Here is a 15,543-nt window from a genome sequence, read left to right on the forward strand (position 1 = left end):
TTGACATTCCTCGTTAAAAAATTAGTCAGTAACCACCTAGGAACACATTTTTTGATTTCTACAGCAAATATCACCATGCAGTTTGGCGCAGAGCCTCTTTTTGAAAACATTTCAGCTAAATTTGGTAACGGTAACCGCTACGGTCTGATCGGCGCCAATGGGTGTGGAAAGTCAACATTTATGAAAATTCTCAGTGGTGAACAGGAACCAAGTTCTGGCAATGTCTCAATTGCTACGGGCTTAAAGTTAGGGACATTAAGCCAAGATCAGTTTGCCTTTGAACAATATAATGTTATCGATGTCGTGATCATGGGAGACGAGGCGCTCTGGAAAGTGAAACAGGAACGCGACCGAATTTACGCCAAAGCTGAAATGTCTGAAGCGGATGGCATGGCCGTTGCTGAATTAGAGCATGATTTTGCTGAAATGGACGGTTATAGTGCTGAAAGCCGCGCCGGGGAAATATTGCTCGCAGCGGGCATCGATGAAGCATTTCATTTCGGCCTAATGCAACAGGTGGCACCCGGCTGGAAATTACGTGTGTTATTGGCACAAGCTTTGTTTGCTAATCCTGATATTTTATTACTTGATGAGCCAACCAATAACTTAGATATAAATACCATCAATTGGCTATCTGAAGAACTTAATCAACGAAAATGCACCATGATTATTATTTCTCACGACAGGCATTTTTTAAACTCAGTGTGTACTCATATGGCGGACATTGATTATGGGAACTGCGCATTTATCCCGGTAACTATGAATATTTTCTCGCAGCTTCGAGTTTGATTCGTGAACAATTGCTCTCAGAAAATGCGAAGAAAAGTGCTGAAATTAATGAACTTCAAGATTTTGTTAACCGTTTTGGTGCTAATGCATCTAAAGCTAAGCAAGCGAGTTCACGCGCTAAAAAAATGGATAAAATTAAGCTTGATGAAGTAAAATCATCAAGTCGTATGAGTCCATCAATACGTTTTGCCGAAGGTAAAAAAATGCATCGCCAAGCCTTAGTGTTAGAAAAGATAGGCCATGGTTTCGATGGTGAGCAGCTATTTTCGGGTGGTGATTTAATTTTAGAAGCGGGGGCTAAATTAGCGATTATTGGTGAAAATGGTGTTGGTAAAACCACTTTATTACGATGCTTAGTCAATGAGTTGGAAAATCAACAGGGTGTTATTAAATGGTCTGAAAATGCCAGTATTGGTTATTGCCCACAGGATAGCAGCGCTGATTTTGATAATGATTTAACGCTGTTTGATTGGATTTCGCAATGGCGAACCGCTAAGCATGATGATCTTGCCGTGCGTGGGATGTTAGGGCGTTTATTATTTACTGCCGATGATGCCAATAAAAAAGCACGAAACTGTTCGGGTGGTGAAAAAAATCGTCTTCTTTTTGGCAAATTGATGATGCAAGATATTAATGTGTTAGTGATGGATGAACCGACTAACCACATGGATATTGAAGCGATCGAAGCGTTAAATGAAGCACTAAAAGTGTATCAAGGCACATTAATTTTTGTCAGTCATGACCGTAAATTTGTCTCATCATTGGCGACGCGAATTATCGATATTAAAGATAAAGCCTTGATCAATTTCCATGGCACATACGATGAATACATTGCCAGTCAATGTGAGTCAAAAAAAGTTGCTTAAAGATAATTTTACTGATTTTTAGTTGATTGATGAACGTTTTAAATGTGCAATAAAATCAATCAATTATCTGTTTTGTGTGTTAACTGTTGCTGAAAATGATGAATGTAGGGGGAGCAGGTTTATTAATTTTAAATCGGTTTTTAACTGACAACTTTATCACGTCCTAATGATTTCGCCATATATAACTTTTCATCTGCATTTGCGAATAAACTATCCACTGATTGGCTACAGTGGGAATAATTTGATACGCCAAAGCTACAGGTAATGCTTCTGTATAAAAAGAAACTATCATTCATTCCAGTCGTAATATCGGAACCACTGGCCATATCTACTTCCAGCATCGATTTGCAGATATCATGAGCAGTAATTTTATTTAACCCATAATGGCCTAAATGGAGTCTATCTTTAATCGTGAGACGGATGCGTTCAGCTATGGTCGTTGCCTCTTGCAAACTGGTTTCTGGCAGCAAAAATAAAAACTCCTCTCCACCATAGCGGTAAGCAAAGTCAGAAGGTCGCAAAGATTCCAATACTAATTTTCCGAATAAGGAGAGTGTCTCATCACCAACGGAATGACCGAATTTGTCATTTACTTCTTTGAATTTATCTAAGTCACAGATAATTAATGAAAAATCAGAAATAGTTCCCTCATAGACTTCATTTTCTAAACTGATTATTTTTCGTTCTGAAAATTCTTTGCGTCTTAAACCTGTTAATTTATCTAAGGATAACTTATTTATTGCATTTAAATTTTTGGCGGCTAAATCAAATCGTCCATCTTGAAGATGTTGATTATGGGAGTCGACAAAATCATAGTTCATTATATCGCGATAAAAATAGTAACACTGTTGTTCTAGCGAGTTTCTATTTGCATCTTTGTTATTAGGTATACTTAAAAAATTTAACAGGTTAAAAAATTCGTTGCCGTATCTAAAACCGCTATCAATCTCTATTTCTGATCCCTGATAATTTAAAAATTGCATAGCTAACCTTGCCTTGCATTGCCAAAAAATTTAAGTTTTTGTGAGCGTGCTATAATTCCCTATTAACTATCAGTTTGCAAATTATAAATAAAAATTTTTATCCTATTATTACTTTTTAAACTTATATAATGATGCGCAAGAAGTACCGTCAAAGTTTAAAAGATCGCAGTAACAAAGTAGAAGCTATAGTGAGAGTCCATGTGATGAAATAATCGCGAGTTGCTGAAATATAGGTTGCTATTTTTCAGCTACAATTCTTAAATCCTGTTTAGGGACGTTGCTCGATGCCGTTTAAAGTTTATCTGCTCGGGTGACCTTATTACGGCCATTCGCTTTAGAGTGATAAAGTGCTCTGTCGGCTTCCGCGAAAACTTCTTGTAAAGTGCGTTTTTCTTTTACCGAGCTTACACCAAAGCTGGCGGTGATTTTCATATCCTGTGGCCAATTATAAGCTTCAATATAAATTCTAAGCTTCTCTGCACATGCTGTAGCTGCTTCTGGCGATGTGCTGGGTAGTAAGATGACAAATTCTTCCCCTCCCCAACGGCCAATGTAATCCTGTTCACGTGAATAAGTGCGTAAAATATCCGCTATGTTCTTAATCACTTTATCGCCCATTGCATGGCCATAGTTATCATTTATAGATTTGAAATGGTCGATGTCAGCGACAATTAAACTATAATTTATATGATGAATATTCCAATCTATCTCTACTTGGGCAAATAATTTATCCAGCGCATGGCGATTTAATAATCGTGACAATTGATCATGGTTAGCGATATCTTTTAATAAATCACGTTCAGATTGAGCATGCTTATATGCTGATTTTAGCAAAAACAGTCTATAGCCAATGACTAAAAACAGACTAAAAAGCAAAATGGTTATAACTATGAGGTAAAAATTTTCTTTGCTAATCACTTTTCCTGTGAAAGTTATGTGTCGTATTTCAAACTCCTTTTTTCCAAGGCTGCTGTGAGTACCCGTTAAAACTTCGATAAACATTACTTCAGAGAAATCTAAACGAGAAGATTCGATGGGTAAATCTCGCTCTAGCACCCACCAGTGAGCAACGTTAAAATCTGACATACGAAAGGTGACGGGGGACCCATATCGACTTGGTTTAAATTCAAGTTTATTAAATTTATAAGAGAGTTTATCTTCGCGTTCCGTTAGTTCATCCTCATGAGTTCTTAAGAAGAGGCGGATAGTATCCTCCGCGTTACCGTCAATGTGGTAATCTATTGTTATTTTGTCGTAACTAGATAAATCTAGCCCCATACCGGATTGCGGATCTATCAAATCTAATTTGAAAGAGCAGTATGGGAAATCCTGTCCTGAACGTATTATGCAGCGCCATTTATAACTATCTGGAGAGTTTATTCGAGTTATAATTGAACTTCCTCCACTATACGAATCAGTTACTAACTCTTGGGGATATGGTTCGGAAACATCGACTACAAGGGATTTATTAAATGAATAAGGGTAAAGCACAATAGCAATTAATGAGATTATGACCGCAATTAAAGCTGTAATTTCTAATGGGTTTAGCATCGTTCGTATATTCATAAAATAACTACCTAAGGATATCAATTGATCAATTTTATGATGTCCTAAAACGTGACAAAAATATTAAGCTGAAATGGCATTATTTAATGTGGGCTAATATACTAGCCTCTTTTTTTATTTGGGGCGAGCTTTGTTTCTGAAACATGTTAAGTGGCAAACTATATTTCCCCCGTCAAGCTCATGTTACTTGAATAGGCAAAGTCAGTAATAAAATGAGTGCCGAGATGCTAGGCATAAAATTGAAGTATCGTTATTCTACATAGCGCTTTAGTAGCAAATCGGGTTACTCGATGGGGATATTTGTAGCATTACTATTATCCCCACAAAATACCCCCTGTTATCTGTCATTAAAAGCGCACAGAGTGGGTTCGGGTCACTGAGTTATCTTCACGTTATTTGGTGTGATATATTTTAACTCACCACCTCTTATTTACGGATACCTTCAACTTCAAGTTGCATATCTACGTAGCTACTTGCACCCATCACTTTAATACCAAAGTCGGCTAGCTCTAAGCGAGTTGTACCAGAAAAGCCTGCGCGATAACCACCCCAAGGATCGCTACCTTCGCCAATAAAATTAGCGTCAATAGTGATATTTTTGGTTACACCATGTAATGTTAAGTCACCACTAATCGCGATACCGCCATCGCTTTTTTGTGTCACCTTAGTGCTCACAAATTTAGCCGTTGAATACTTGCTGGCATTAATGAAATCACTGCTTTTAATATGTTTATCACGTTCAGCATGATTGGAGTCTAAGCTGGTTGTATCAATAAGGACATTTACTTTAGCACTTTCAATATTATTGGCATCGTAGCTGAATTCGCCACTGAAATTGTTAAAGCGTCCTTGGATAAAACTGTAACCTAAATGGCTGACTTTAAAATTTACCGAAGCATGAGCGCCCTTTGTGTCAATAGTATAATCGGCAGCATTAGCAAAACCTGTAGTTATTAAAGCAGCAGTTAGCAGTGCTGTAGTCAGTGATTTTTTCATGGTAATCCTTATAGTCAGTTGAGTTTATAGCATTTTCTTAAGTGTATTATCTTTATCGATAAAATGATGTTTTAGCGCAGCCAGCGCGTGTACGCTTGCTAAAGCAATTAACGTGTAAGCAAGGTAATAATGAATGTCACCAGCTATATCTTCTTGATTTTCAATAAATGATCCGAATCCTGGAATTGAAAACCAATTAAATATTTCAATAGCGCGGCCATCTGCGGTAGAGATAAGGTAACCAGAGATGAATATAGTGAACAATAAAATATAAATAAGCGTATGCGCTATTTTTGCGCTAATGACCTCCCATCGTGCGCCTTCTATTTTGGGAGAAGCGGTCACGTTTTTGTAAATGATGCGCAGTAAAGTGATCGCAAATAAGCATATGCCGATAGATTTATGCCAATGGGGGGCTGTTTTATACCACTCGCTATAGTAACTCAGGTCAACCATCCAGACACCCAGCGAAAATAGCAGGATCACGAGCAGGGCAGATGTCCAGTGGAATAGTTTAGATAAACGATTATAGTGGGTAACGGATTGTGGCATGGAGATACCTTTAGCTTAAATTGGTTGTTAATGTTAAATGTTCTTTAATTTATGTAACATTTTAGTTAAATTTTGGAATATTCCAATAGCGATAAAGAGAATAGTTTGTTCAAATTTTTTGATGTTTTAAAATGTGGTGAGAGCTATTCGTTGAGTTTAGCTCTCCTGTCTGATTGCTGAGTGGTATTAAATAGGCCTATTGGGGGGGAACTGCTTAGTTTTTTTCTGGAAATATAAACTCCTGCTCTGATTCTAGCCAAGTCGGGTAGTGGCTCATAATTGAACGATATAGCTGCTGGTTAATCAAATTTTCTAACCAGCGCTGTAGGTGTTGATATTGCGAGTTGTTAAACCAGTTTAGATCGACACGTGAAAATTGGCGAATAAAGGGAAAAATGGCTGCATCAGCAAGGCTAATATGGTCCGCAAAGAGATAGTTGTGTTGGCTCAGGCGGCACTCTAAATCGAATAAAAATTCTTCCGCTTGTTCGCGATAGTAGCCAGCGGGATATTCGGTAAATCTATCGGCATATTTATATCTGTCTAGCCAATATTTAAAATCATTATCATTTTTATCAATCAAACTTAGCATTTGCGATATATTGCCGTTTAACCATTCCTGCGGATCTGATTGCTGTAATGCCCACACCATAATATCTAAACTTTCATCAAGTATGGTTCCATCATTAAGTTGTAATAGTGGTACCGTGCCTTTCTTGGATATGGCGAGCATCGCTGGTGGTTTATTCTGTAGTTTAATTTCACGTAAATTGACCTGTTGCCCACTAATACTTAGCGCGAGGCGAGCGCGCATTGCATAGGGACAACGGCGAAATGAATAGAATGTATGAGGCATGGTTGAATCCTTGGTTGCTATAGAGATGAATCGTTTAAGGAAAACATGTAAAGATGATTGCCAGTGGCTAGTTTTAGCATTTTGTGGATATGATTTCAGTAATAATTGTACTTTGTTGAATTATTTTTACTATTAATGATGACTTATCCATTTTACTGGCAACATTTTCCAATAATATCAACAACTAAATAATAAAATGAACTGATACTATGATTAATAGTCCTATTAGTATGGGGATCCTATTGTCATTTTCGAGGTTTTATGAATGATCTTAAAAGCGTAAATATACAAGATACCCGACCATTTTTTCAACGAATTTTAGGTTACTTTTTATTAGATGAGTGCCCTAAATGCCACTATATGGCCTATGCACCTCCCTCCTATGGCTATCAGGGACATTGTAAGGTTTGTGATTATAGTGAACCTATAGTACCGATAAAAGATAGAAGATGAAGACTCTTTCTAGTAGTTAACCCACTATAATGGACATCATGTGGTGGTTTCGGGTAATATCCGCCCCCCTCACTTAAAGTAGGTTGGTCGGTTATGAAACAACAATTTGAATTATTAGCTCCAGGTGGTGACCTTGATTCGATAAAGGCTGCTATTATCGCAGGAGCTGATGCGGTTTACTGTGGATTAGATAGTTTTAATGCCAGAAAGCGTGCGACCAATCTTTCATTGCAAGAGTTAAGTGGGCTGATTCCTCTCGCACATAAACACCACTGCCAAATATTTCTGACTCTAAATATCATAATTCTTGAGAATGAGATTGGCCCATTAATCAAGCTACTCAACCAATTAGTCAATATTAAGATTGATGGCGTTATTGTCCAAGATCTTGGCCTGTTTTATCTTTTAAAAAGTTACTTTCCCAGCCTAGATGTGCACGCTTCAACGCAGGTGACCATGCATAACGAGGGGCAGATTTCATTCTTCAACAAGCTTGGCGTGTCGCGCGTTAATTTATCGCGAGAGCTCAATATTGATGAGGTAAAATCGTTAACGTCTTTTGCATACAAACATCATATTTTAACGGAAGTGTTTGTGCATGGTTCCTATTGTATTGGTTTCTCTGGAATTTGTTATATTAGTTCAGTACAAAGTGGTAATTCAGGAAATCGCGGTCGATGTAGCCAACCCTGTCGAGATCAATATAAAACAACCGCTATGGGCAGCGATTATCCACTTAATTTAAAGGATAATTCTGCTTTCTTTGATTTGCCCGCCTTAGCTGATGCCGGTGTCTATTCTCTGAAGATAGAGGGGCGGATAAAGGGGGCAAGTTACGTCCATAGTGTGGTTAGCAGTTGGCGAGAACAACTACAACGTTTCTATCAAAATGATGACTTACTCAGTGATAATAGCTCGCTCTATAAAGTATTTAATCGTGATTTCTCGGATGGTTTTTTAAAGGGAAATATTAATAAGCTGATGTTTATTGATAACCCGCGCGATCACAGTTTAAAACATATCGAGCTGCAGTATGAGGGGGCGGGAGACGTAAAGATTAAACAGGCAAAACAAGCTCTTTACGAGGAAAAAAAGCAGCTTGTTAAGACGCTTGCTGAAAAAATAGCGGAGCTTGATATTAGCCCCGAGCCAGTAACTATTGAAGTCTCTGGGCAATTAAATAGACCATTAGAGGTGCGTGTAAGTAGCAAACAGGGGCGTTTTGTCGTCCTTTCGCAGAGTCTTCTACGCCAAGCGGATGAGCAATCGATTAACCGACGTGCCATAGAAAAACGTTTTAAAAGTTTAAATACGGGGCAGGTCGTTATTGCACAATTGCAGTTAGATAATTTAGATGCGCAGTTAAGCATTCCCTTTAAAGAGTTATCTCTGATAAAGGAGCGTATTGCTTTTTTTCTTAATGGTTCTGTTGATAGCATTGCGCCAGTGAGTTTGCCTGCGTTACAAAGCCAAACTAATACTCAAGTAGCACCTTCATTATCAGTACTGATATCCTCTATAGATGACCTGCCATTATCTGCTGTCTCGAATATTGATATTCATTATAAATTACCCGATGGCTTTGCCAAAGAGAATGCCCGTTTCATTAAGCTCTTTCAAGAAAATAAACGGTTGATAGCCTGGTTTCCTTCTTTACTAATCGCGGATGATTACCATGCGGCCGTTGCTTTTCTTAAGGAGTTACAGCCAGCACAGATTGTCACCAATAATCTTGGTATTGCTTACGTTGCCGCACAACTAGGTATTAACTGGGTGGCAGGCCCTTACTTAAATATTACCAACTCCTATAGTTTATTAAGTTTACAAAATATCTCTCATTGTACTGGGGCATTTATTTCCAACGAAATTAATAAAAAACAGATAAGCCTCATTCAAGCACCAGAAAACTTTTCACTTTTTTATAGTATGTATCATCCTATTTTATTGATGAGTAGTCGCCAATGTTTTTTCCAACAAACCGTAGGCTGTAAAAAGCTCACTATTGATCAGCGTTGCATACAAAAATGTCATAAATCGGCACAGATTATTAATTTACAGGGGGTCTCATTTACTATTGATAAACAGAAGGGCGGCTACCCAAGCATTTACAGCGATCAAGCTTTTCTAAATTGCGAAATAGTGAGCGATTTAGGCGATAAATTTAATACTTTCTTAGTCGATTTTAGTGAATTAGGGGCACTCTCTCTGACTGTTCAAGATAAAAAGAGGTTAGTTGACCATTTTCAAGCTTTGCTCAAGGGCGATTGTGAAGCTGAAGCTCACCTTAAAGCTGCCATTGCTAATTCAACCAATGCACAGTATAAAAAAGGTTTATAAACTTGAAAACAAAAAGGAACTGCCTACAATGACCAACTTAAGGTTCGCTTAATGGTTGAAAGTTGCTATTGTATAGCCTCTAACGGCACTGTGTGGCAAATAAGATATTTTTTCTGAAGGTTATTTACTTGTTATGAATAAGAAACATTTTGTATTAGGTGGTGATATTAATAAATCACTTAATGAAGGCTATCAACTCAATTTTCAAGCGCTTTTTAAAGATGCCTATGCCATTACTCGTAAGCACTATATTGCATTGATCACCGCTTGTATTTTAACGCTGACCATTTTAGCAAGCTGTTTTACCCTACTGTTGGATTCATCGGCTAGCTTAGGTGAGGTCGGTAATATGCTTATTAATTACGTGATTACACTCCTAATCGCTCCCCCATTACTGACCGGTTTGCAAATGATGGGGATTCATCATGCGATAGGTTTAAAAACGAAGCCCTTAAACCTGTTTAACTATTTTAATATTTTCATTAAATTATCATTGGCATCGATGATGATTAGTTTGATTTCTAATATTATTAGCATGGCACTAACGCAAACATTAGGTGATTTAGGGTTTCAGTTATCAATAGTGTTTTTGCTTTATTTGAATATGGCCTTTAGCTTGGTCTATCCACTCATTGCAGAGAAAAAATTATCAGCGCAAATGGCGTTGAAAATATCCTTTAAATTAGTGCATAAGAATTTATCACAATTTACCTTGATGTTTATGATATTAGCGGTTTTGTTTGTATTATCACTATTGCCCTATGGATTAGGATTGCTATTATTTATTCCTTTCTATTTCAATTTAATGGGAATCGTTTATCGACAAATTTGTGGCATTGGGGTCGTTGCCATGGAAGTCGGCGAAGATGGAAATACCCCAAATGATGAATTTGAAGCTTAATTATTGATTCTAATGAGTACGACAATGCGCCGATTTGCCCTATTTATCTCTCTATTTTGTTTTTTAAGTAGCGCTAATGGTGCGCCATTAAAATTGAATTACTCGTTGTTTTTTGGCTACATGAAAACCCTCTATAAATTGCAGTATGAACAAGTCACAACGGCATTTTTTTTAGTCGATAAAAACAGTGGCAATGGTTGTTTAATTGAGCAAGCTGAGATGGTTGTGGATGAAAAACGAGAGGCTATCGCGTTTACTCAAGCAGGGCGTTTGTTACCTTTTTTTTCCGATGAACATCGTAAAGATGGTGCGATTATAGAGGTGCGCTTAATATCTGGGCAAGAGAACAGGCAATGTGATTTACAGGTGACATTAATGGCCAAAGAGTCGCAATTAGAGAATTTAACGCACTCAAAACTAGCCTTGATTAGTGAACAATTACAAGGGGTTTTAAATAAAAATGCGGGCATGATTGGTAAATATTTTTTGCCTGATTTTATCGGTGTGCGTGTGCAACCCGTGCAGCCTGTATCAGCGGCGCAGCGCAAAGTATTGGCCGAAAATATAAAAGTTGCCGATAATGGCGATTTGCTAATCAGTAATCAATTTTTACAAACTGATAAGGGTGAGTCGCTCATTAATTTTCAAGTACAACGTATCACTCCTTGGTTAGAGAATAATCATCAGCTCCATTAACCTACATACTACTTAATGCCAATATCAGAACTGCTTGAAGATGAAATTAACTGGTTAGCAAAACGTCCCCTTGGGCGTTGTATTTCGATCACGGCCTTGGATAATGCGCTAACCAATAAGGTGTTTTTGTTATGCTATGAAGATCGGCAGCGTTATATCTTTAAACGGTTAAATCGCGTTGCTCGAAGCCGCCAGCAAAGGGAAACCGAATTGCTTGTACAGCAGCTTGCCTGTGAATATCAGTTAAGCCCCAATGTGATCATGAGCAGTGACCATTATCGCCTGCAAGAATATATTCATGGCGACCATTTACCCACTCATTCCATCCCTTCTACAACCCTTGATTTACTGGCATTGCAGCTTAGTCGTATTCATCAATTACCTGCTATTGCGATTGGACAACAAAATTTAGCCGAACAATTACAACGGCTTAAAATAGAGAACGATACATCCGATGAGATGCAATTTAATCATTATTTGCAACTTGCTAAACAACTCGATAGCAGTGGTGATCATACTACTTTATGTCATGGGGATTTATCGCTAAATAACATACTATTAACCCCTCAAGGTGATGTTAAAGTGATTGATTGGGAATACGCGGTACTTGCATCTCCTGCTTACGATGTTGGTAGTTGCAGTGCAATCAATCAATTAAGTGTGGTTCAGGAGGTCAAGCTGATTGAAGAATATTATTTGTTGAATGAGTGCCGTGTGTCAGCTCCCTTGGCACAATTTCAAGCTGATTGTCATGCCTATCGCTCACTGTTTACCTACCTTAATCAATTATGGAAAAAACGTTTCCTATAAACTCATCTTACCTCAACGAGATTGGTTCAGCGCTGCTGTCTATTTACCCCAGAAGTCGCTTAGGTATAACAATGACTAATCATTTACGATGGTAACCGCTACTTATCTTTGCTATCGTAAGATGAAAATTATCCCTACTATCGCAAGGCTATAAAATTGAAATTTAACAATAAAAAAGTCATTATCTTTGATTTAGACGGCACGCTGATTGATAGTGCTCCCGATTTGGCTGTCTCGGTTAATTACATGTTAACACGTCTCGAACGCGCGACTTTTAGTGAAAGTGAGATTCGTTCATGGGTTGGCAATGGTGCAGCAGTATTGGTAAAGCGCGGTTTATCTGGATCATCTGTAATCGATGCAAATATTGATGACACTTTTTTCACAGATGCGCTGCAGATTTTTCTTAACCATTACAAAACCCATCTATGTATCCACACTGTGCTTTATGATGATGTTTTAGCGAGTTTAAAACTGTTAAAGGAACAGGGGTATCGTCTAGTGATCGTCACCAACAAACCTTATCAATTTATTGCGCCGATTTTAACTGGATTGCAGCTCGACGGTTTGTTTGAGATATTGCTCGGAGGGGATTCCCTTGCTAAGCGTAAACCCGATCCATTACCCTTGCTACATGTCTGTGAACAGTTACAAGTTAACGTCGATCAATGTTTAATGGTTGGGGATTCAAAAAATGACATTTTGGCAGCGAAAGCGGCGAAAATGGATAGTATTGGTTTAACCTATGGTTACAATTATGGTGAAGATATTGGTTTGCATCAACCCGAAGCTGTGTTAACCCACTTCGCTGATATTGTCACTTGTTTAACGCCGCAATAGGGGCTGAAAATATGATTGAAATGGCTGAAAATAACTCGCTTAAGGTTGCAATTGTAGGTGGAGGTATTGCCGGTGCAACGATTGCAATTTATTTGTCAGAATTAGGTATCGATGTTTCTTTATTGGAAAAGGGACCAAGTTTAGTCAATGGACCTCCTATTTGTCATCTTCATGCGGGGGGGAATTTATACCCAGAGATATCTGATCAGCAATGTCTTACTTTATTAGCGCAATCCATTGATATTTTGCGCTTATATCCGCACGCCTGTGATTATCGTCCAACGGTAATTGCCGTGCCAAAGAACCACAGTAGCACCCCTCAGGAATTATTACCGAGGCTTAATAAATTACGTAATGAATATCAACGCTTAATTGATCAAGATATTGCCAATAAACAATTAGGTGAAAGTGAGGCGTATTATCAATTATTTGAACGTCATGAAGTCGAGTGGTTAGCAGAGCAAGAAGTTGTTGAAAAGCCTAAAACTTTGCAGGAGTGGATGATCCCTGTAGCCAAAAACATTGAGTTAGATAAGTTGCAATTTCCGTTAATTATGGTGCAAGAATATGGCCTAAATCTATTTCGTTTGGCAGCGACAGCTGGACTTGTACTACAGGAAAATCGTCACTGCCAGCTTTTCATGAATAGTCATGTTGGTGATATTCATCCCTTGCCAAATAACGGTGGTTGGCAAATAGACTTTTTGCAAGTAGATCAAGAGAAACAGTTAAAGGTTGATTACTTAATTAACGCGGCTGGTTTTAGAACGGGGATTATTGATGATATGTTGGGCTTTAAACGACAACGTTTAGTTGAATTTAAAGCCGCTTATGTCACGCATTGGAATGAAAATAATTACTGTTGGCCAGAGGTCATTTTTTACGGTGAGCGTGGTACCCCCAATGGGATGGCGCAATTAACTCCTTACCCTGAGGGGCATTTCCAATTACATGGCATGAGTCAGAATATTACTCTTTTTAAAGATGGACTCGTGGCAAGCACAGTACAAAGTGCACAGCCTAAATTAGGTAATGATTTTATTAATAAAATCGATAAAAGTTGGGCTGAAAATGAGATAAATCTGCGTAGTCAAAGTGCCATTGACCATTTAGCGGCTTTCATTCCTCGTTTTAGTTCGGCGACTATCGCCTCTAAACCGTTGTTTGGTGCACAGCAAATACCTGGAGGCGATCCATCCTTACGTGCATCTGATGTCTCATTTGAAGGAGAGCGGTATGCACGTTGTGAAATTGTTAAAGCTTCGTCGGTATTAACCGCTGCCGATGAAATTATTGAACAGTTAATTCGTAGTCGATTACTCTCACCAGAGACCAGCAAAAAAAGAGACTTTAAGGTAACGCAGCAGCTCAAAGAAGTCGATATTCTTGCCTATGCACAACGTTTAACTGAGCAACGAGATTATCCCATGGCGCTAGCGGATATTAATGTTCCCGCTAGACCGCGTTGTGAACATGGCTAAAAGGCATGTTGACCAATCATTGGTGTTGTTTGATTGCTGGTAAATAAACTTGCATGCAAACGTAATGCGTGGTTGTCGGTTAGGCTGGAAATATAATCGGCAAGCACCCGTTTCTCGCGGGAGGTATCGCCTTCTTGTGCTCTCCATAGCTGTTTGATTGGCTCAGGGAGAAATCGTAGTGGTCCTGTATTAAATGCTTCAAATAGCTCCATCACTATCTGTTGTCCTCGATACTCTAATATTTGTAAATCAGGACTTTTAATCACATACTTGAGCACAAAGCGTTTTAAAATATTCAATACATTAAACATGTCAGGCGCTAAATAAGCGTTATAAGCGAGGAGTGGGTCGCTAAATTCATCATTCACTTTTTCAATACTAATAGAGGTAATTAATGCATTAACTAATGCCCCAATTGCATCTTTTCGTTTGAAATGTTGTGCTGAAAATAGGTTGTTAGTTAACTCATCTAACTGTTCGGCTAGGCAGCAATTTTTAATTTTTTGTAGTTTTATCACGACTTTTTCTTGCCATAACTGCTTATTGACTATTCCCATGGCAATGGCATCTTCTAAATCATGCACACCATAGGCAATGTCATCGGCTATCTCCATAATTGAGCAGTCAAAGGATTTATAACGTGATTTTTTATGCGATTTATCATCGCCATCCTGTTCACGCAGGCTACGAAAGAGCGTTTTATCGGCTACTGATAATGGGCTTAATACGGCCTCTAGTAAGTTTTTGTCGTGATCATAGATCCCCTTACCAGGCATCCACTCTTCCGTTTTTAGTTCTCTAAAGTTGCGACTTTTATCGGGAGGGTACGGGGCGCTAATCTCACTTAAACAGACCGGGTATTTAAGCAAGCCAAGTAAACTGCGACGTGTTAGATTCATACCGTTATATTCGGTGTAAGGTTCGAGTTGGGTTAAAATTCTAAAGGTTTGTCCGTTTCCTTCAAATCCGCCATGATTGATCATCATATAATTGAGTGCTGTTTCTCCCCCGTGACCAAATGGCGGGTGACCAATGTCGTGACTCAAGCAGATTGTTTCGATAAGATCATGTCCTGGTAATAAAGGGCAAAATTCAGGTTGTGATAATGTTAGGTGGGCAATAATGCCTGCGCCGATTTGTGCTACTTCGAGTGAATGTGTTAAGCGAGTTCGATAAAAATCACTTAGCCCATTATTATGAATTTGCGTTTTAGATTGTAAACGTCGAAAAGCTGCTGAATGGAGCACTCTTGCTTTATCACGCTGGAAAGGTGAGCGTTGATCTAAGCGGCGTTTTTTACCCGGTTCATCTGCTAGGCGCTGTAACCACAGATCTGAAATGCACAGCGCAGGAGTAAGATTTATTTTTTTTAACGCCATATTAACCTCATCTATAGAGACATGAGTAAAAAGTGTAA

General features: G+C 38.5%; 13 protein-coding genes and 1 pseudogene. 8 read left to right on the forward strand and 6 right to left on the reverse strand.

All coding sequences use genetic code 11. From position 1 onward, the window contains the following. The first annotated feature begins 51 nt into the window (after positions 1-51). Positions 52-1,655, forward strand: a pseudogene (locus tag AB2N10_RS03425) (ABC-F family ATPase). A 140-nt stretch (positions 1,656-1,795) separates the two neighbouring features. On the opposite strand, the gene AB2N10_RS03430 reads toward AB2N10_RS03425, so the two are convergent. From AB2N10_RS03430 to AB2N10_RS03450, 5 genes are all read right to left on the reverse strand, one after another. Continuing rightward, positions 1,796-2,638, reverse strand: coding sequence for a GGDEF domain-containing protein (locus tag AB2N10_RS03430; protein WP_369434322.1), 843 nt, complete (start codon positions 2,636-2,638; stop codon positions 1,796-1,798). A 291-nt stretch (positions 2,639-2,929) separates the two neighbouring features. Continuing rightward, the gene (locus AB2N10_RS03435; protein WP_369434323.1) at positions 2,930-4,204 is read right to left on the reverse strand and encodes a GGDEF domain-containing protein; all 1,275 of its coding nucleotides are present in this window, start codon (positions 4,202-4,204) and stop codon (positions 2,930-2,932) included. Between the two features lie 426 nt (positions 4,205-4,630). Then, positions 4,631-5,200 carry a YceI family protein gene (locus AB2N10_RS03440; protein WP_354625163.1) on the reverse strand — a complete coding sequence of 190 codons (570 nt, stop codon included), beginning with the start codon at positions 5,198-5,200 and terminating at the stop codon, positions 4,631-4,633. A 24-nt stretch (positions 5,201-5,224) separates the two neighbouring features. Beyond that, the gene (locus tag AB2N10_RS03445; protein ID WP_354625164.1) at positions 5,225-5,752 is read right to left on the reverse strand and encodes a cytochrome b; all 528 of its coding nucleotides are present in this window, start codon (positions 5,750-5,752) and stop codon (positions 5,225-5,227) included. Between the two features lie 214 nt (positions 5,753-5,966). Then, positions 5,967-6,608, reverse strand: a complete 642-nt coding sequence (locus AB2N10_RS03450; protein ID WP_354625165.1) for a glutathione S-transferase — start codon at positions 6,606-6,608, stop codon at positions 5,967-5,969. A 261-nt stretch (positions 6,609-6,869) separates the two neighbouring features. Between AB2N10_RS03450 and AB2N10_RS03455 the strand changes: the two genes are divergently transcribed. The 7 genes from AB2N10_RS03455 to AB2N10_RS03485 all read left to right on the forward strand — a co-directional run bounded on the left by AB2N10_RS03455 (position 6,870) and on the right by AB2N10_RS03485 (position 14,126). Continuing rightward, the gene (locus tag AB2N10_RS03455) at positions 6,870-7,061 is read left to right on the forward strand and encodes a hypothetical protein (protein WP_354625166.1); all 192 of its coding nucleotides are present in this window, start codon (positions 6,870-6,872) and stop codon (positions 7,059-7,061) included. 93 nt (positions 7,062-7,154) lie between these two features. Continuing rightward, positions 7,155-9,398: a peptidase U32 family protein gene (locus AB2N10_RS03460; RefSeq protein WP_354625167.1), complete on the forward strand. Its 2,244-nt coding sequence runs from the start codon at positions 7,155-7,157 to the stop codon at positions 9,396-9,398. A gap of 133 nt (positions 9,399-9,531) precedes the next feature. Then, positions 9,532-10,299 carry a hypothetical protein gene (locus AB2N10_RS03465; protein ID WP_354625168.1) on the forward strand — a complete coding sequence of 256 codons (768 nt, stop codon included), beginning with the start codon at positions 9,532-9,534 and terminating at the stop codon, positions 10,297-10,299. Between the two features lie 12 nt (positions 10,300-10,311). Next, positions 10,312-10,995 (forward strand): DUF2987 domain-containing protein, encoded by a 684-nt coding sequence (locus AB2N10_RS03470; protein ID WP_369434324.1) that lies wholly within the window; start codon positions 10,312-10,314, stop codon positions 10,993-10,995. Positions 10,996-11,010: 15 nt separating this feature from the next. Continuing rightward, positions 11,011-11,805: a phosphotransferase gene (locus AB2N10_RS03475; RefSeq protein ID WP_354625170.1), complete on the forward strand. Its 795-nt coding sequence runs from the start codon at positions 11,011-11,013 to the stop codon at positions 11,803-11,805. Between the two features lie 156 nt (positions 11,806-11,961). Then, positions 11,962-12,645 (forward strand): phosphoglycolate phosphatase, encoded by a 684-nt coding sequence (locus AB2N10_RS03480; protein ID WP_354625171.1) that lies wholly within the window; start codon positions 11,962-11,964, stop codon positions 12,643-12,645. 11 nt (positions 12,646-12,656) lie between these two features. Beyond that, a complete protein-coding gene (locus tag AB2N10_RS03485) occupies positions 12,657-14,126 on the forward strand; it encodes an FAD-dependent oxidoreductase (RefSeq protein WP_369434325.1) in 1,470 nt (489 codons plus the stop codon). Here AB2N10_RS03485 and AB2N10_RS03490 read toward each other — a convergent pair. Beyond that, positions 14,123-15,505: an anti-phage deoxyguanosine triphosphatase gene (locus AB2N10_RS03490; RefSeq protein WP_354625174.1), complete on the reverse strand. Its 1,383-nt coding sequence runs from the start codon at positions 15,503-15,505 to the stop codon at positions 14,123-14,125. The genes AB2N10_RS03485 and AB2N10_RS03490 overlap by 4 nt on opposite strands. Between the last annotated feature and the right edge of the window lie 38 nt (positions 15,506-15,543).

The sequence above is a fragment of the Psychromonas sp. MME1 genome (assembly GCF_041080865.1).
In the GTDB taxonomy this organism is placed as follows: domain Bacteria; phylum Pseudomonadota; class Gammaproteobacteria; order Enterobacterales; family Psychromonadaceae; genus Psychromonas.

Coding starts and splice junctions, on each gene's coding strand:
- AB2N10_RS03430 (WP_369434322.1), bottom strand. CDS start 2,638: ATGCAATTTTTAAATTATCAGGGATCAGAAATAGAGATTGATAGCGGT.
- AB2N10_RS03435 (WP_369434323.1), bottom strand. CDS start 4,204: ATGAATATACGAACGATGCTAAACCCATTAGAAATTACAGCTTTAATT.
- AB2N10_RS03440 (WP_354625163.1), bottom strand. CDS start 5,200: ATGAAAAAATCACTGACTACAGCACTGCTAACTGCTGCTTTAATAACT.
- AB2N10_RS03445 (WP_354625164.1), bottom strand. CDS start 5,752: ATGCCACAATCCGTTACCCACTATAATCGTTTATCTAAACTATTCCAC.
- AB2N10_RS03450 (WP_354625165.1), bottom strand. CDS start 6,608: ATGCCTCATACATTCTATTCATTTCGCCGTTGTCCCTATGCAATGCGC.
- AB2N10_RS03455 (WP_354625166.1), top strand. CDS start 6,870: ATGAATGATCTTAAAAGCGTAAATATACAAGATACCCGACCATTTTTT.
- AB2N10_RS03460 (WP_354625167.1), top strand. CDS start 7,155: ATGAAACAACAATTTGAATTATTAGCTCCAGGTGGTGACCTTGATTCG.
- AB2N10_RS03465 (WP_354625168.1), top strand. CDS start 9,532: ATGAATAAGAAACATTTTGTATTAGGTGGTGATATTAATAAATCACTT.
- AB2N10_RS03470 (WP_369434324.1), top strand. CDS start 10,312: ATGAGTACGACAATGCGCCGATTTGCCCTATTTATCTCTCTATTTTGT.
- AB2N10_RS03475 (WP_354625170.1), top strand. CDS start 11,011: ATGCCAATATCAGAACTGCTTGAAGATGAAATTAACTGGTTAGCAAAA.
- AB2N10_RS03485 (WP_369434325.1), top strand. CDS start 12,657: ATGATTGAAATGGCTGAAAATAACTCGCTTAAGGTTGCAATTGTAGGT.
- AB2N10_RS03490 (WP_354625174.1), bottom strand. CDS start 15,505: ATGGCGTTAAAAAAAATAAATCTTACTCCTGCGCTGTGCATTTCAGAT.